Source organism: Streptomyces sp. AB3(2024), from assembly GCF_041862025.1.
In the GTDB taxonomy this organism is placed as follows: Bacteria; Actinomycetota; Actinomycetes; order Streptomycetales; family Streptomycetaceae; genus Streptomyces.
The window spans coordinates 105,006-122,807 of record NZ_JBGWAB010000008.1 but is presented as its reverse complement, the minus strand read 5'-3'; the positions used below and the strand labels follow the sequence as shown (position 1 = coordinate 122,807).

10 protein-coding genes are annotated in these 17,802 nt (G+C 71.5%); 8 read left to right on the top strand and 2 right to left on the bottom strand.

What is annotated here, in order from left to right:
- The first annotated feature begins 149 nt into the window (after positions 1-149).
- Positions 150-1,655, top strand: a complete 1,506-nt coding sequence (hflX, locus tag ACEPPI_RS05855; RefSeq protein WP_373914145.1) for a GTPase HflX — start codon at positions 150-152, stop codon at positions 1,653-1,655.
- A 115-nt stretch (positions 1,656-1,770) separates the two neighbouring features.
- Here the strand turns inward: hflX and ACEPPI_RS05850 are convergent, their stop codons facing one another.
- Positions 1,771-2,946: a serine protease gene (locus ACEPPI_RS05850; protein WP_373914144.1), complete on the bottom strand. Its 1,176-nt coding sequence runs from the start codon at positions 2,944-2,946 to the stop codon at positions 1,771-1,773.
- 330 nt (positions 2,947-3,276) lie between these two features.
- On the opposite strand from ACEPPI_RS05850, the gene ACEPPI_RS05845 reads away from it, so the two are divergent.
- From ACEPPI_RS05845 to ACEPPI_RS05825, 5 genes are all read left to right on the top strand, one after another.
- Positions 3,277-4,656, top strand: coding sequence for a diaminobutyrate--2-oxoglutarate transaminase family protein (locus ACEPPI_RS05845; protein WP_373914143.1), 1,380 nt, complete (start codon positions 3,277-3,279; stop codon positions 4,654-4,656).
- 1,311 nt (positions 4,657-5,967) lie between these two features.
- Positions 5,968-7,896: an IucA/IucC family siderophore biosynthesis protein gene (locus ACEPPI_RS05840; RefSeq protein ID WP_373914156.1), complete on the top strand. Its 1,929-nt coding sequence runs from the start codon at positions 5,968-5,970 to the stop codon at positions 7,894-7,896.
- A gap of 31 nt (positions 7,897-7,927) precedes the next feature.
- The gene (locus ACEPPI_RS05835) at positions 7,928-8,629 is read left to right on the top strand and encodes a GNAT family N-acetyltransferase (RefSeq protein WP_373914142.1); all 702 of its coding nucleotides are present in this window, start codon (positions 7,928-7,930) and stop codon (positions 8,627-8,629) included.
- 183 nt (positions 8,630-8,812) lie between these two features.
- Positions 8,813-10,669 carry an IucA/IucC family siderophore biosynthesis protein gene (locus tag ACEPPI_RS05830; RefSeq protein ID WP_373914141.1) on the top strand — a complete coding sequence of 619 codons (1,857 nt, stop codon included), beginning with the start codon at positions 8,813-8,815 and terminating at the stop codon, positions 10,667-10,669.
- A 52-nt stretch (positions 10,670-10,721) separates the two neighbouring features.
- Positions 10,722-12,692 (top strand): ATP-dependent DNA helicase, encoded by a 1,971-nt coding sequence (locus ACEPPI_RS05825; RefSeq protein ID WP_373914140.1) that lies wholly within the window; start codon positions 10,722-10,724, stop codon positions 12,690-12,692.
- A gap of 93 nt (positions 12,693-12,785) precedes the next feature.
- Here the strand turns inward: ACEPPI_RS05825 and lexA are convergent, their stop codons facing one another.
- Positions 12,786-13,577 (bottom strand): transcriptional repressor LexA, encoded by a 792-nt coding sequence (gene lexA / locus ACEPPI_RS05820; RefSeq protein ID WP_030239576.1) that lies wholly within the window; start codon positions 13,575-13,577, stop codon positions 12,786-12,788.
- A gap of 505 nt (positions 13,578-14,082) precedes the next feature.
- Here lexA and nrdR point away from each other — a divergent pair.
- The gene (nrdR, locus tag ACEPPI_RS05815; RefSeq protein ID WP_373914139.1) at positions 14,083-14,598 is read left to right on the top strand and encodes a transcriptional regulator NrdR; all 516 of its coding nucleotides are present in this window, start codon (positions 14,083-14,085) and stop codon (positions 14,596-14,598) included.
- A gap of 135 nt (positions 14,599-14,733) precedes the next feature.
- Positions 14,734-17,634: a vitamin B12-dependent ribonucleotide reductase gene (locus ACEPPI_RS05810; RefSeq protein WP_373914138.1), complete on the top strand. Its 2,901-nt coding sequence runs from the start codon at positions 14,734-14,736 to the stop codon at positions 17,632-17,634.
- The last annotated feature ends 168 nt before the right edge of the window (positions 17,635-17,802 follow it).

The following is a 17,802-nucleotide window of genomic DNA, read 5'->3' as shown; positions in this document are numbered from 1 at the left end:
ACACGTTGGACGTGACAGAGTTTGGTCACGTGCAGCGGTACCTTTGGCCCTGACCTGGTCGTGACCGCGGCCATGATCCCGGTCTCCGGCCGTGATCATGGCAGTGACCGCGGTCGGCGCGGACGCAATCGAATCGACGTAAGGATCCAATGACCTCCTCTTCTTCCCCTTCCCAGGACCCGCGGGACGCGCAGAACGTGCGGGACTCGCAGAGCTTCACCGAGAGCCTTCGGGCCGATGCCCTGATGGAAGAGGACGTCGCCTGGAGCCACGAGATCGACGGAGAGCGGGACGGCGACCAGCTCGACCGCTCCGAGCGCGCGGCCCTGCGCCGCGTCGCCGGTCTCTCCACCGAACTCGAAGACGTCACCGAGGTCGAGTACCGACAGCTCCGCCTGGAGCGCGTGGTCCTTGTCGGTGTGTGGACCTCCGGGACCGTGCAGGACGCCGAGAACTCCCTCGCGGAGCTCGCCGCCCTCGCCGAGACCGCGGGCGCCCTCGTCCTCGACGGTGTGATGCAGCGTCGCGACAAGCCCGACCCGGCCACCTTCATCGGCTCCGGCAAGGCCCGCGAACTGCGCGACATCGTGCTGGAGAGCGGTGCCGACACCGTCGTCTGCGACGGTGAGCTCAGCCCCGGCCAGCTCATCGCGCTCGAAGACGTCGTCAAGGTCAAGGTCGTCGACCGGACCGCGCTCATCCTCGACATCTTCGCCCAGCACGCCAAGTCCCGAGAGGGCAAGGCGCAGGTCGCGCTCGCGCAGATGCAGTACATGCTGCCGCGCCTGCGCGGTTGGGGTCAGTCGCTGTCCCGGCAGATGGGTGGCGGCGGCGGTGGCGGCATGGCCACCCGAGGCCCCGGTGAAACCAAGATCGAGACCGACCGGCGCCGCATCCGCGAGAAGATGGCGAAGATGCGCCGGGAGATCGCGGAGATGAAGACCGGCCGCGACATCAAGCGGCAGGAACGGCGTCGCAACAAGGTGCCCTCGGTCGCCATCGCCGGCTACACCAACGCCGGCAAGTCCTCCCTGCTCAACCGCCTCACCGGCGCGGGCGTCCTGGTGGAGAACGCACTGTTCGCCACCCTCGACCCGACCGTGCGCCGCGCCGAAACCCCCTCCGGCCGGGTCTACACCCTGGCCGACACGGTGGGCTTCGTCCGGCACCTGCCCCACCACCTCGTCGAGGCGTTCCGCTCCACGATGGAGGAGGTCGGCGACTCCGACCTCATCCTGCACATCGTGGACGGCTCGCACCCGGCACCGGAGGAGCAGCTGGCGGCCGTGCGCGAGGTGATCCGGGAGGTCGGCGCGGTCAACGTGCCCGAGATCGTGGTCATCAACAAGGCGGACGCCGCGGACCCGCTGGTCCTGCAGCGCCTGCTGCGCATCGAACGGCACTCCATCGCCGTCTCGGCGCGCACCGGAATGGGCATCGAGGAACTCCTCGCGCTCATCGACGCCGAGCTGCCCCGGCCCGAGGTCGAGGTGGAGGCGCTGGTGCCGTACACCCGCGGCACGCTGATCGCCCGGGCGCACGCCGAGGGCGAGGTCATCTCCGAGGAACACACCCCGGAGGGCACCCTGCTCAAGGCCCGGGTCCACCAGGAACTCGCGGCGGACCTGGCACCGTACGTACCCGCCAAGCAGTAACCGGACAGCGGGCAAGGCGCCGCACGGCACCACAGCACACGGCACCACACCGCACCGGACGACCGAGGGCCCCTCGCACAGGCGAGGGGCCCTCGGTCGTGTCATGCCCAGCGGCTCACTTGAACTTGCCGCTGACCGCCTCGTAGATCCCCTTGGCCTCCGGGCCCAGCCGGGGTCCGGCCAGCCAGCCCGCCTTGGCGGGGCCGATCGAGGTGTTCGACACCAGCGCCGGCTTGCCGTCGGCGCCCGCCGCGATCCAGCCGCCGCCGGAGGAACCACCGGTCATCGTGCAGCCGATCCGGTACATCACCGGGTCCGCCTGGGTCAGCGCCAGCCGGCCCGGCTTGTCCGCGCACTGGAACGCCTTCTGCCCGTCGAAGGGCGCCGCCGCCGGATAGCCCGTCGCCGTGATGCCGGCGACCTTCGGCACGGCCGGGGCGTTGAACTCCACCGGGAGCGCCGAGCCGACCGTCTCCTCCAGCGACTTGCCCGCGCCCTTCTCCGGGGTCACGTGCAACACCGCGAAGTCGTAGGGGGCACCGGCGCCTCCCGTCGGGCCGCCGGTCGCGATCCACTGGTCCGACGTCTGCGCCCAGTCGCTCCACCACACGCCGTACGGGGCCACCTGCTCGCGCGGCGCGCCCTTGAGCGCCGCCGCCGGCCGGCCCGCGTTGTTGTACGACGGGACGAAGGCGATGTTGCGGTACCAGCCGCCGGCCTTGCCCGCGTGGACGCAATGGCCCGCAGTCCAGACCATGTTGGACTTGCCCGGGTGGGCCGGGTCCTTCACCACGGTCGCCGAGCAGACCATCGAGCCTTCGGGGCCGTCGAAGAAGACCTTGCCGGAGGCGGGAACGCTCGTGTGGTACGGCGCGGAGGCCGGCTTTGCCGCCACGGCGGCCGGCGTCGGGTCGGTGACGCCCTGGTCCTTGCCCGCGTCCGGGTCGACGGCCGGGGGCTGCGGCTGCTCCGCGTCACGCATGCGGTCGGGGTCCCACAGGCCGTCGATGATCGGGTTGACGTAGTCGCCCGCTTCGCGGAGCCAGTCCTCCTTCTTCCAGTTCTTCCACGCGCCCCCCTTCCACTTCTCCATGTCGAACCCGTGCTGCTTGAGCCTGTCCTTGAGCTCCTGCGGAATCTTGATCCCGTCCGTGGCGCCGGAGGGCGGGGGCGCGGCCACGGTCGGCTTGGCGTCGCCGCCAGCCCCGCCGTCGCCGGACCCGCACGCCGCGGCGGTCAGCGCCAGCGCTGCCACGCACAGGATCGCGGTGACCGGTCGGTTCGGTCGCATGTCGTAAGTCCCCCTGGTGTTTCGAGGTGTTGAGGCAGTGTCGTCCGGGTGGATCGCAGCACCCCACTATGCCGCCGTGAGGGAGGACGGTGCCTCCCGGGTCGGCGGTTCCTGTCTCCGGGCCCCGGCCGGACGTCACGCGCGGATGCCCCGTACGTCCCCGCGTACCCCTTTCATTCGTCCTCTCCCGTCGTGCCGACGGCCAAGGATCTTCAGCCGACCCGTGATCCGCCGCCGTCACCGTCGTTGGTACGTACGGGGGATGGGGCAGCAGCGTTCATGTTCGAGACGCAATCCGGAAGAGCAACCCGTGCGGGAGGACCGACAGTCGTGGCCTTGACCGAGCCGACCGCAGCCGCGGCACAGACCCCGCCACACACCTCCGCACGGGCATCGGCACAGGGGAGCCGCGGGCCCGCCGCTGCCGAGGGCATCCTGCGCAGGCAGGCGCTGCGGGAGTCCGCTGCCCGGACCTACGCCCGCTCGCTGCCCATCGTCCCCGTACGCGCCAGGGGGCTGACGATCGAGGGGGCCGACGGGCGGCGCTACCTCGACTGCCTCTCCGGCGCGGGGACCCTCGCCCTCGGGCACAACCACCCCGTCGTCCTCGAAGCCATCCGCGGGGTCCTCGACTCCGGGGCCCCGCTGCACGTGCTCGACGTGGCGACCCCGGTCAAGGACGCCTTCACCACCGAGCTGTTCGCGAACCTGCCCGCGGAACTGGCCGCCGACGCCCGCGTCCAGTTCTGCGGCCCGGCCGGGACCGACGCCGTCGAGGCCGCGCTGAAGCTGGTCCGCGCCGCCACCGGCCGCACCGGGCTGCTGGCCTTCACCGGGGCCTACCACGGCATGACCGCCGGGGCCATGGACGCCTCGGGCGGCGCCACCGACGTACGGGTGACCCGGCTCCCGTACCCGCAGGACCACCGCTGCCCGTTCGGGGTCGGCGGCCCCGAGGGCGCCCGAATCGGCGCCCGTTGGACCGAGAGCCTGCTGGACGACCCCAAGAGCGGCGTGCCCCTGCCCGCCGGCATGATCGTCGAGCCCGTCCAGGGCGAAGGCGGCGTCCACCCGGCCCCGGACGCCTGGCTGCGCAGGATGCGGGAGATCACCTCCGTCCGGGGCATCCCGCTGATCGCCGACGAGGTGCAGACCGGCGTCGGCCGCACCGGCGCCTTCTGGGGCGTCGACCACGCGGGCGTGGTGCCCGACGTGATGGTGCTGTCCAAGGCGATCGGCGGCAGCCTGCCGCTCGCCGTGATCGTCTACCGCGCGGAACTGGACGTCTGGACGCCCGGAGCCCATGCCGGAACCTTCCGCGGAAACCAGCTCGCCATGGCGGCGGGCACCGCCACGCTCGCCTACGTCCGCCGCAACGGCCTCGCCGAACGCGCCGCCGTCCTCGGCGGGCGGATGCTCACGGCCCTGCGCGGGCTGGCCGCCGACCTGCCCTGCGTCGGGGACGTCCGCGGTCGCGGCCTGATGATCGGCCTCGAACTCGTCGACCCCGACACCGGAGCCACGGCCCCCGCCCTCGCCGCCGCCGTCCGCCAGGAGTGCCTGGACCGCGGACTGATCGTCGAACTCGGCGGCCGGGATTCCAGCGTCGTACGCCTGCTGCCCCCGCTGACCCTGACCGACGAGCAGGCCACCGCCGTCCTGGACCGACTGGCCGACGCCCTCCCCGCCGCGGCCCGCCGGCCCCTCTGACCCGCACCCCAAGGACCCCCGATGCCCGACCCCGCCCCCCACCCCCCAACCGACCGGACAACCACCGAGGCCTCCCCCTCAACCCCCACCCCGACGGACCGGACAGCCGCCCCGTCTTCCCTGTCGGCCGCCGCCCCGTCGGACCGGACGGCCACCGAGGCCTCCCCTTCCACTCCCTGCTTGACGGCGTGGACAGCCACGCCGTCCTTCCCGCCGGCCGCAGCTCCGACGGGCCGGGCGTCTTCCCAACCCATTGCCACCCCCGCCGATCCGGTGCCCGGTCGACCCCCGGAGCCCACGCTCCAGGGCCGCACCCCAGAGCCCACCCCAGCCACGGCCCCCACACCCGACGGCCTTGCCTCAACACAGACGGCTCCCTGCTCCCTGCCTACTACCGCCGGTCCGGACGGCCACGCCCCCCTGGAGCCCGTGCCTCCTGGCCACGCCCCGACGGACGAGACGCCACCCCTTCCCTCCGCCGTAGTCTCCGCCCCGCAGCAGTGCTTGCCCCTGGAGCCCACCCGTCCCGGCAGCGCCCCGACGGACCAGGCGTCACCCCTTCCCCCGGCCGCAGTCGCCGGTCCGCAGCACCACCCAGCCGTGGAGCCCGCGCCTCCCGGCCGGATCCCGATGGATCGATCGGCGACCCACGCCCCGACCACCCCCGTCGGCCCCGTACCCGGGTCACTCTTTGACCCGGAGCTCCCGGGCCGTACCCCGGAGGGGCAGGCAACGGCCCAAGCCGCTCCCGCGGATCAGGCGCTCGGCCCCTCCCTGTCTTCGCCGGTCACCTCTCCCGCCGGTGTGCCGACAGGCCGCGAAGTTCCCGACCTCGGGCCCGCCGGCGCCGGTCCGGATCCCTACTCGCCCACGGAGTTCGTCCCGCCCGCCGGTGTTCGCCGGGCGCATGAAGCCCCCCATCTCCTGCCCGATGCCGCCGGCCTGGAGCCCGCAGTTCCCGGCCGTGCTCCCGCGGACCTGCCCGCGGACCTGCCGGCGGACCGGGCGACCCCCCGCCCCCCGATCGGTTCGGCGGCCGGATCAGCCCCGGGACCTGCCCTCCCGGGCAACGTCCCGGCAGCCCATCCTGTCTCCAGGCCCCCGATCGCTTCGACCGGTCCGGACTCCACCCCGGCACACACCCGGGACCCCGAACTTCCCCACCGCCCCCAGACAGCCACCCCGGACCCGGCCGCCCCCGCAGGTCCGGTGCTCGGGGTGGGCCCGGAAACCGTTGCCCCAGGCCGTGCTCCGGCGCAGTACGGGCCGGAGGACCCCGCGCTTCCGGAGGACCCGGCACACCGCCCGGTCATCGCCGCCGGGCCGGGCTTGGACCCGGACCGGCCTGAGGAGCCCAGCCCGGAGGCGGCCGCCGCTTCCGGGCAGCCGGGCCCGGTCCGGCAGCCCGCCGGGATCTCCCCGGTGGGCACCGTGCCCCGGCAGAAGGACGGCACCCCGCACCCCCGACCCGGCGGGACGGGACCTGTAGGCCCCCAACCGGCCGTGCTGCCCGACCTGCTCGACCACCCCGACCCGGCCGTCGCGGCCGAGGCCGCCACGGTGGAGAACCTGCTGCGGTGCTGGGTCCGCGAGAGCGGCATCGGCCGCCCCGACGGGCCCGTCGGAACCCTGCTCCGCATCCCCCTCCCCGCATCCGGAGCCGCCCTGCTCGTCCCGGTCCGCCACTGGTCCCCGGCAGGCTGGCACCGCTTCGCACCCGCCCGCCTCGAAGGCGCCCCCGCCCACGCCCACGCCGTCGACGCCGTCACCCTGGCCGCCCTCATCGCCCGCGAGGGCACCGGCCGCGGAGGGGCCGACCTCGTCGGCCGGGTCGCCGACTCGGTGCGCCGCACCGCCGAGTTCATCGCCGACCGGCGCCAACGCCCCGAGGCCCCCGCTCCCATCACAGGGGACCGCTTCCTCAGCGCGGAACAGTCCCTCCTCCTCGGTCACCCCCTCCAGCCGGACCCGAAGAGCCGCGAAGGACTCTCCGAAGCCGAAGTACGCCACTACTCACCCGAACTGCACGGCTCCTTCCCCCTGCACTGGATCGCGGTCGCACCCACCGTCCTCGTCACCGACTCCGCCTGGACCGAACGGGGCCGCCCGGTCTCCGCCGCCCAGCTCCTCGCCCGGCTCGCCCCGGGACTCCCGACACCAGCCGGCACCACCGCCCTCCCCCTGCACCCCTGGCAGGCCCGCGAACTCCTCCAGCGCCCCGCCGTCACCGCCCTGAGCGACGCGGGACTCCTCACCGACCTGGGCCCCCACGGCGCCCCCTGGTACCCCACCTCCTCCGTCCGTACGGTCCACCGCCCCGGCGCCCCCGCGATGCTCAAGCTCTCCCTGGGCCTGCGCATCACCAACTCCCGCCGCGAGAACCTCCGCAAGGAACTCCACCGCGGTGTCGAGGTGCACCGGCTGCTGCGCACCGGCCTCGCCGAGCAGTGGCAGGCGGCCCACCCCGGCTTCGACATCGTCCGCGACCCCGCCTGGGTCGCTGTCGACTCCCCGGACGGCACACCCGTCCCCGGACTCGACGCCCTGCTGCGCCACAACCCCTTCCACTCCGACGACGACGCCGTCTGCGTCGCCGCACTCACCGCCCTCCGCCCGTGGCCCGGCGGGACCACCATGCGCTCCCGGCTCGCCGACACCGTCTCCCGGCTCTCCCTCTCCACCGGACGCTCCACCTCCGCCGTGGCCGCCGAGTGGTTCCTGCGCTACCTCGACCACGTCGTCCTGCCGGTCCTCGCGTTCGACGCGCTCGCCGGCATCGCCCTCGAAGCACATCAGCAGAACACCCTCGTCCTCCTCGACCGGGCCGGCTGGCCCGTCGGCGGCCGCTTCCGCGACAACCAGGGCTACTACTTCCGAGACTCCCGGCGCGCCGAACTGGAACAGCGACTCCCCGGCATCGGCACAGCCAGTGACACCTTCGTTCGCGACGCCGTCACCGACGAACGCTTCGCCTACTACCTCGGCATCAACAACGTGCTCGGCCTCATCGGCGCCTTCGGATCCCAGCGGCTGGCCGACGAGCGCGTACTCCTCGCCGCCTTCCGCCGCTTCCTCGGCAAGGCCGCGGGCCTCGGTCCGCTCCCCGCGCAGCTGCTGGACTCACCCACCCTCCGCTGCAAGGCGAACCTGCTCACCCGCCTGGGCGGCCTCGACGAGCTCATGGGCCCCGTCGAAACGCAGTCCGTCTACGTCACCATCGCCAACCCCCTCCACGACTGACGCGCTCCCACCGACACGGAGAAGAGCCCCGATGCCCTCCACCGACACGACCGCCCACTCCGGCACCGCATCCACCACCGGCCCCGGCCTGTACCGACCCACCGAAATCCGACCCACCGAACGTCGGCTCACAGCCGGCCTGCTGCCCCTGCTCGCCGAGGCGGACCTCCTCGACTCACCCGCCGGCTGGGACACCGCAGCCACCCCGGCCGGGGGCTTCCGTCTCGAACCCGTACGGCCGGACCGCGACCTGGAGCTCCTGGCCGGCTGGATGAACGACCCCGAAGTGGCCGCCTACTGGGAGCTCGGCGGGCCCGCCGCCGTCACAGCCGCCCACCTGCGGGCGCAGCTCGAAGCGGACGGCGGCAGCATCCCCTGCCTCGGTCTCCTCGACGGCACGCCGATGAGCTACTGGGAGATCTACCGGGCCGATCTCGACCCCCTCTCCCGCCACTACCGGGCGCGCCCCCACGACACCGGTATCCACCTGCTCATCGGAGACCGAGCCCACCGCGGTCGTGGTCTGGGCGCCACACTGCTGCGCGCCGTCGCGGGCCTCGTCTTCGACCACCGGCCCCGCTGCACACGCGTCATCGCCGAACCGGACATCCGCAACACCCCCTCCGTATCAGCCTTCCTGACCGCCGGTTTCCGCTACTCCGCGGAAATCCAGCTCTCCGAGAAGCGCGCCGCCCTGATGATCCGGGAGCGGTCGCTGCGCAATCTCCTCTGACCACCCTCCTCTGACCACCCTCCTCTGACCGCCCTCCTCTGACCGTCCTCCTGCGACTGTCCTTCTTCGGCCGTCCTTCTCCACCAGTCCTTCCCCGATCACCGCGCCGCGTCCGGTGGTTCAACGCCTCTCCCTTCGAAAACTCTGCGTCACGCAGCAAAGTTCCCGATCCCGAGGAGTCCCGTGCCGAGTTTCCCCGCAGCCTCCGACTCCGCCGAGCCCGTCCTGCCCCCGTCGCCGCAACATCCCTGTACGCCGCCCGAAATCAACCGTCCGACCTGGGACTTCGCCGCCCGCCGCCTGCTCGCCAAGATGATCGGCGAGTTCGCGTACGAGGAGATCGTCAGCCCCGTCCCCGCCCAGGCCGCCGCCGGGGACGCCTGGACGCTGGCCCTCGACGACGGAAGTGCCCTCGGCTTCCGGGCCCGCCGCCGCGCCTACGGAAGCTGGAACGTCACCCCGGACACCATCACCCTCACCCCGGCGCCCCCCTCCACGGAGCCCCCGGCCGCCTACGGGGACCCGTACGACTTCCTCGTCCGGGCCCGCACCCTCCTGCGCCTCGACGGCCCCACCCTCGGCCACCTCGTTCACGAGCTCAGCGCCACCCTCGCCGCCGACGCGCGCCTCGACCACCACGCGCTCACCGCCGACGTCCTCGCCGACCTGGACTACGCCGACCTCGAAGGCCACCAGACCGGCCACCCCTGGCTCGTCCTGAACAAGGGCCGCGTCGGATGGTCCGCAGCCGACGCCGCGGCCTGGGCGCCCGAGGCCCGCAACCGTCAGCGCCTGCCGTGGCTGGCGGCCCACACCTCCCTCGCCGAGTACCGCGGCACCGCCGGCCTCGAAGACCCGGCACGCCTGTACTCGGCCGAACTGGACCCCGTCACCCGCACAGCCTTCGACCAGGCCCTCCGCGACCGGGGCCTCGACCCCCGCGGCTACCTCTACCTCCCGGTCCATCCCTGGCAGTGGGACGAGATCGTGCTCCCCCTCTTCGCCCCCGCCCTCGCCTCGGGTGCACTGGTCCCACTCCCCGCCGACCTCGACACACGGCTCCCGCAGCAGTCCATCCGTACGTTCCTGAACCTCACCCGCCCCGACCGCCACAGCGTCAAACTGCCGCTGTCCGTCTTCAACACCATGGTCTGGCGCGGCCTGCCCAGCGACCTCACCCTCGCCGCACCCGCCGTCACCGCCTGGATCCACTCCCTCCGCGACGCCGACCCCTTCCTCAGCCGCGAGTGCGGGGTCGTCCTGCTCGGCGAGGTCGCCTCCGTCACCGTCCGCCACCCCGTCTACGACCGGCTCCCCGAGGTGCCCTACCAGTACAAGGAACTCCTCGGAGCGATCTGGCGCGAACCCCTGACCGGCCACCTCGCCCCCGGCGAACGCGCCCGTACCCTCGCCTCGCTCCTCCACATCGATCCCCGCGGCCGCGCCTTCACCGCCGAACTCGTCGCCCGGTCCGGACTCACGCCCACCGCCTGGCTGCGACACCTCTTAGCCGCCCTGCTGCCCCCGCTCCTGCACTTCCTCTACCGCTACGGCACCGTGTTCTCCCCGCACGGCGAGAACACCATCGTGATCTTCGACGAGCAGGACGTGCCGGTCCGCCTCGCGGTCAAGGACTTCGTCGACGACATCAACATCAGCAGCGAGCCGCTGCCGGAGCACGCCTCCATGCCCGACGAGGTCCGGGCGGCCCTCCTCACCGAGCCCCCCGGCTACCTCACCCAGTTCATCCACTCGGGACTGTTCGTCGGCGTCTTCCGCTACCTCTCCGCCCTCTGCGAGGACAGGCTCGGCCTCCCGGAGAGCGACTTCTGGTCCCTCGTACGGGCGGAGATCCTGCGCCACCAGAGCCGCTTCCCGGAGCTCAAGGACCGCTACGAGCTGTTCGACCTGCTCACCGAGCGGATCGACCGGCTCTGCCTCAACCGGAACCGACTGCACGAGGACGGCTACCGCGACCGCCCCGACCGCCCGCACGCCGTCACGCACGGCACGGTCGCCAACCCCCTGCACCACCCGTGAGTGATGATCGATGCGTCCGCTGTCGGTGGCGCCCCGTAGGGTTGGCACTGCTATGACGAAGCCCTCCCTCCCCGACCTGCTGCACGCCGCCGTCTCCGCCGTCGGCGGCACGGAGCGGCCCGGCCAGGTGGCCATGGCCGAAGCCGTCGCCGAAGCGATCGACGACAACTCCCACCGGCTGATCCAGGCCGGCACCGGCACCGGCAAGTCCCTCGGCTACCTGGTGCCGGCCCTCGCCCACGGCGAGCGCGTGGTCGTGGCCACCGCGACGCTGGCCCTGCAGCGCCAGCTCGTCGAGCGCGACCTGCCGCGCACGGTGGAGGCCCTCCACCCGCAGCTGCGCCGGCGACCGCAGTTCGCCATGCTCAAGGGCCGGTCGAACTACCTGTGCCTGCACCGCCTGCACGAGGGGGCGCCGCAGGACGAGGAGGAGGGCCTCTTCGACCAGTTCGAGGCGGCCACCCCCACCAGCAAACTCGGCCAGGACCTGCTGCGCCTGCGCGACTGGGCGGACGAAACGGAGACCGGCGACCGCGACGACCTCACGCCCGGAGTCTCGGACAAGGCCTGGAGCCAGATCTCCGTCTCCTCCCGGGAGTGCCTGGGCGCCACGAAGTGCGCGTACGGCGCCGAATGCTTCGCGGAGGCGGCCCGGGAGCGGGCCAAGCTGGCCGACGTGGTCGTCACCAACCACGCGCTGCTCGCGATCGACGCCATCGAAGGTGCCCCCGTCCTGCCGCAGCACGAGGTGCTGATCGTGGACGAGGCCCACGAGCTGGTCTCCCGCGTGACGGGGGTGGCCACCGGCGAACTCACCCCCGGTCAGGTCAACCGGGCCGTGAAGCGTGCCGCCAAGCTGGTCGACGAGAAGACGGCGGACTCCCTCCAGACCGCCTCCGAGACCTTCGAACGGGTCATGGAGCTGGCGCTCCCGGGCCGCCTGGAGGAGATTCCCGAGGACCTCGGCTACGCGCTGATGTCTCTGCGGGACTCCGCCCGCAGCGTGATCTCCGCGATCGGCGCCACCCGCGACAAGTCCGTCCACGACGAGGACGCCGTCCGCAAGCAGGCACTGGCCGCGGTCGAGAACGTCCACACTGTGGCGGAGCGGATCATGAACGGCTCCGAGTACGACGTCGTCTGGTACGAGCGTCACGACCGCTTCGGCGCCACCCTCCGGGTCGCACCGCTCTCGGTGTCCGGGCTGCTGCGCGAGAAGCTTTTCGAGGACCGCTCGGTGGTCCTCACCTCGGCCACCCTCAAGCTGGGCGGCGACTTCAACGGGGTCGCGGCCTCCTTGGGCCTCTCCCCGGAGGGCGTCGAGGGGGACGACGTACCCGTGTGGCGGGGCCTGGACGTCGGATCGCCCTTCGACTACCCCAAGCAGGGCATCCTCTACGTCGCCAAGCACCTCGCCACCCCGGGCCGCGAAGGCACCCGCGGCGACATGATGGACGAGCTGGCGGAACTCATCGAGGCGGCCGGCGGTCGCACCCTCGGTCTCTTCTCCTCCATGCGCGGTGCCAAGGCGGCCGCCGAGGAGCTGCGCGGCCGGCTGGAGAACCCGATCCTGCTCCAGGGCGAGGAGACGCTGGGCGAGCTCATCAAGTCCTTCGCCGCCGACCCGAAGACCTGCCTGTTCGGAACGCTGTCGCTCTGGCAGGGCGTGGACGTCCCCGGACCCAGTTGCCAGCTCGTGATCATGGACCGGATCCCGTTCCCGCGTCCCGACGACCCGTTGATGAGCGCCCGCCAGAAGTCGGTGGAGGAGCACGGGGGCAATGGCTTCATGGCGGTCGCGGCCACCCACGCCGCCCTGCTCATGGCGCAGGGAGCGGGACGCCTCGTACGGGCTTCCGGAGACCGGGGCGTCGTCGCGGTGCTGGACCCCCGGCTGGCCACCGCCCGCTACGGGAGCTTCCTGAGGGCCACCCTGCCGGACTTCTGGTACACCACGGACCGCAACCAGGTCCGCCGCTCGCTGGCCGCGATCGACGCGACCGCCAAGGCCGACGGGAAGTAGTACGCGCGGCACCGGGCGTACCGGCACCTGGGCATGGAACAGCTCCGGGACCGGCGCAGTGGGTCCCGGAGCTGGCTGAGGGGCGGCCGGGTCTCAGACCCGGCGCAGTACCGCGACGACCTTGCCGAGGATGGTGGCCTCGTCGCCGGGGATCGGCTGGTAGGCGGCGTTGTGCGGGAGCAGCCAGACGTGGCCGTCTTCGCGCCGGAAGCGCTTGACGGTGGCCTCGCCGTCGAGCATCGCGGCGACGATGTCGCCGTTCTCCGCGACGGGCTGGCGGCGGACGGTGACCCAGTCGCCGTCACAGATGGCGGCTTCGATCATCGAGTCGCCGACGACCTTGAGGACGAACAGTTCGCCGTCGCCGACGAGCTGGCGGGGGAGCGGGAAGACGTCCTCGACCGATTCCTCGGCGAGGATCGGGCCGCCGGCCGCGATCCGGCCGACCAGGGGAACGTAGGAGGCGGCGGGCTTGCCGGTGGTGTCGGTGGGCTGCGAGCTCGGCTGGTCCGAGCCGCGCACCTCGTAGGCGCGGGGACGGTGCGGGTCGCGGCGCAGGAAGCCCTTCCGCTCCAGGGCCATCAGCTGGTGCGCCACGGAGGAGGTGCTGGAGAGGCCCACGGCCTGGCCGATCTCGCGCATCGACGGCGGGTAGCCGCGCCGCTGCACGGAGTCCCGGATGACCTCGATGACCCTCCGCTGCCGGTCGGTGAGCCCGGAGCTGTCGGCGCGGATGCCTGGAGGTCGCCCTGGCAGCGAGCGTGCGGGGCGTACGGGCTCCGCCTCCGGGTTCAGGCTTGCGTCGTTCATGGCATGCACCGGCTCGAGTCGGCTCTGGGAGCGGTTCTGGGCAGTGATGGTGGCACTGTCTGCGGTGGTGGTCACGTCGGCCCCTCTCGAAATGTTCTCCCTAGCTGGACAACGGTAGTAGCTTTCGAAAGGTTGCGCCAAACACACGTTCGAGTGAAAAATTGCGGATCCCCCACCTGGGCTAGATCGGTGGGTGTATGGACGGTCGTCCCGGAGGTCGGTCACAGGGGTGTCCCGCCGGCCGGTTTCCCGAACGCGGGTTCGGCTCCGCACCTGCTGCTTACGGTACCCTTCCCGGTCGGACCGCCACCTCTCGGGCCCGCGTCCAGTGTGGCAGCGGGAGGCCCCTTCTCCGGTCATCGGACACCGCGACACGCGGAGCGGCGTAAATCCGCCGCAACCCAAGATCTAGTGGTTGGATGAGCGGCGCCGCCCAGAAGTTGTGGTCCTCGGTCCGCTGGGGGTCTCGACATCGCATATGCTTGTGGCTGCTTCACGAGCCCCCGGCAGCGCCTGGCCCCTGTCGTTCAGGGGCTCCGTGAGGTGATCCAGCCGTGCCAAAACGAAGGGTGAGGGAACCATGCACTGCCCCTTCTGCAGGCACCCCGACAGTCGCGTCGTCGACAGCCGCACCACGGACGACGGGACGTCGATCCGTCGGCGCCGTCAGTGCCCCGACTGCTCCCGTCGCTTCACGACGGTGGAGACGGCCTCCCTGATGGTGATCAAGCGCAGTGGAGTGACCGAACCCTTCAGTCGCACCAAGGTCATCTCTGGCGTCCGCAAGGCGTGCCAGGGGCGGCCGGTCACCGAGGACGCCCTCGCCAAGCTCGGCCAGCGGGTCGAAGAGGCGGTGCGCGCCACCGGCAGCGCCGAGCTGACCACCCACGACGTGGGTCTGGCCATACTCGGCCCGTTGCAGGAGCTCGACCTGGTCGCGTACCTGCGCTTCGCGTCCGTTTACAAAGCGTTCGACACCCTTGAAGACTTCGAGACCGCCATCGCGGAACTGCGCGAGCCGCGGCCTCACCCCCATGAGCGCGAGCCCGGAGGGACCGCTCCGGTCGTCCCCGTGCCCGCCTCCGCCGCCGACTGACCGGCGGGGCCGCGTCCCGGCGCGGTCCGGCCTGCCTCGGCAGGGCGACATTCGCAGAACAAGACACACAGCACCGTGCCGCGGAATATCGCTGGCACTTTAGGGCGTTTTTGCCCGCATATGGGAGGAAGCGGCATGACAGAGACGGCGAGCGGCTCGGCACGAGGTTCCCGCGCCAAGGGGACCAAGACTGCCAAGAGCGGCCTTCGGATCGAGCGCATCCACACCACGCCCGGCGTGCACCCGTACGACGAGGTGAGCTGGGAGCGCCGTGACGTCGTCATGACCAACTGGCGCGACGGCTCGGTCAACTTCGAGCAGCGTGGCGTCGAGTTCCCCGACTTCTGGTCGGTGAACGCGGTCAACATCGTCACCAGCAAGTACTTCCGCGGCGCGGTCGGCACCCCGCAGCGCGAGACCGGCCTGAAGCAGCTCATCGACCGGATCGTGAAGACGTACACGAAGGCCGGCGAGGACAACGACTACTTCGCGTCCCCGGCCGACGTGGAGATCTTCGAGCACGAGCTGACCTACGCCCTCCTGCACCAGGTCTTCAGCTTCAACTCGCCGGTGTGGTTCAACGTCGGTACGCCCCAGCCGCAGCAGGTCTCCGCCTGCTTCATCCTGGCCGTCGACGACTCCATGGAGTCGATCCTCGACTGGTACAAGGAAGAGGGCATGATCTTCAAGGGCGGCTCCGGCGCCGGCCTGAACCTCTCCCGCATCCGCTCCTCCAAGGAGCTCCTTTCCTCCGGCGGCAACGCCTCCGGTCCGGTCTCCTTCATGCGCGGCGCCGACGCGTCCGCCGGAACGATCAAGTCGGGCGGCGCCACCCGCCGCGCGGCCAAGATGGTCGTCCTGGACGTGGACCACCCGGACGTCGAGGCCTTCATCGAGACCAAGGTGAAGGAAGAGGAGAAGATCCGCGCCCTGCGCGACGCGGGCTTCGACATGGACCTGGGCGGCGACGACATCACGTCCGTCCAGTACCAGAACGCCAACAACTCCGTCCGCGTGAACGACGAGTTCATGACGGCCGTCGAGAACGGCACCGAGTTCGGCCTCCGGGCCCGCATGACCGGCGAGGTCATCGAGAAGGTCGACGCCAAGGCGCTCTTCCGCAAGCTCGCCGAGGCCGCGTGGGCCTGCGCCGACCCGGGCATCCAGTACGACGGTGTGATCAACAACTGGCACACCTGCCCCGAGTCCGGCCGCATCACCGCGTCCAACCCGTGCAGCGAGTACATGCACCTGGACAACACGTCCTGCAACCTCGCCTCGCTCAACCTGATGAAGTTCCTCGACGACGACGGCAAGGGCAACCAGTCCTTCGACGCCGAGCGCTTCGCCAAGGTCGTCGAGCTGGTCATCACCGCGATGGACATCTCCATCTGCTTCGCGGACTTCCCGACGCAGAAGATCGGCGAGAACACCCGCGCCTTCCGTCAGCTGGGCATCGGCTACGCCAACCTCGGCGCCCTCCTGATGGCGACCGGCCACGCGTACGACTCCGATGGCGGCCGCACCCTCGCCGCCTCGATCACCTCGCTGATGACCGGCACCGCGTACAAGCGCTCCGCCGAGCTGGCCGACATCGTCGGCCCGTACGACGGTTACGCCCGCAACGCCGACTCGCACAAGCGCGTCATGAAGCAGCACGCCGACGCCAACGCCGTCGCGCCGCGCACCGACGACCTCGACAACGTGATCTGGGCCGCGGCCACCGAGGCCTGGCAGGACGTCCTGCGCCTCGGGGAGAAGAACGGCTTCCGCAACTCCCAGGCCTCCGTCCTCGCGCCGACCGGCACCATCGGTCTCGCGATGTCCTGTGACACCACCGGTGTCGAGCCGGACCTGGCCCTGGTCAAGTTCAAGAAGCTCGTCGGCGGCGGCTCGATGCAGATCGTCAACGGCACCGTCCCGCAGGCCCTGCGCCGCCTGGGCTACCAGGAGGAGCAGATCGAGGCGATCGTCGCGCACATCGCCGAGCACGGCGTGGTCGTCGACGCCCCGGGCCTGAAGACCGAGCACTACGAGGTCTTCGACTGCGCCATGGGCGAGCGTTCCATTTCCGCGATGGGCCACGTCCGCATGATGGCCGCGATCCAGCCCTGGATCTCCGGCGCGATCTCCAAGACGGTCAACATGCCGGAGACGGCGACCGTCGAGGAGATCGAGGAGATCTACTTCGAGGCGTGGAAGATGGGCGTCAAGGCGCTCGCGATCTACCGCGACAACTGCAAGGTCGGCCAGCCCCTCTCCGCCAAGAAGAAGGAGGAGGAGGAGAAGGCCGAGGTCACCGAGAAGGCCGAGGAGACCATCCGCGCGGCGGTCGAGAAGGTCATCGAGTACCGCCCGGTCCGCAAGCGCCTTCCCAAGGGCCGCCCGGGGATCACCACCTCCTTCACGGTCGGTGGCGCCGAGGGCTACATGACGGCGAACTCCTACCCGGACGACGGTCTGGGCGAGGTCTTCCTGAAGATGTCCAAGCAGGGTTCGACCCTCGCGGGCATGATGGACGCCTTCTCCATCGCCGTCTCCGTCGGTCTGCAGTACGGCGTCCCGCTGGAGACGTACGTCGCGAAGTTCACCAACATGCGCTTCGAGCCGGCCGGTATGACGGACGACCCGGACGTGCGGATGGCGCAGTCGATCGTCGACTACATCTTCCGTCGCGTGGCGCTGGACTTCCTGCCCTTCGAGACCCGCTCGGCCCTCGGCATCCACTCCGCCGAGGAGCGTCAGCGCCACCTCGACACCGGCTCCTACGAGCCGCTGGAGGACGAGGAGCTCGACACCGAGGCCCTCGCCCAGTCGGCGCCGCTCGCGGCGGTTCCGGCGGCTTCCGCCCCGAAGCCGGTCGAGATCGTCTCCGTCCCGGCCCCGAAGACGGCGCACTCCAACGCCGAACTGGTCGAGATGCAGCTCGGCGTCTCCGCCGACGCCCCGCTCTGCTTCTCCTGCGGTACGAAGATGCAGCGCGCCGGCTCCTGCTACATCTGCGAGGGCTGCGGCTCCACCAGCGGTTGCAGCTGAAACGGAGCGGAACCGCGTCCGGCGCGACAGTGAGCAGCTGCCGCCGAGGGCGTTGATCCGCGCTTGAGAGAGGGTGCCGGCCATGGGCCGGCACCCTCTCCGGCGTTGTGGGTGCGCGCGGGACGGGCGCCCCGCGGCTGGTGGGCCGACGGGCTCCGTCCCGGGAAA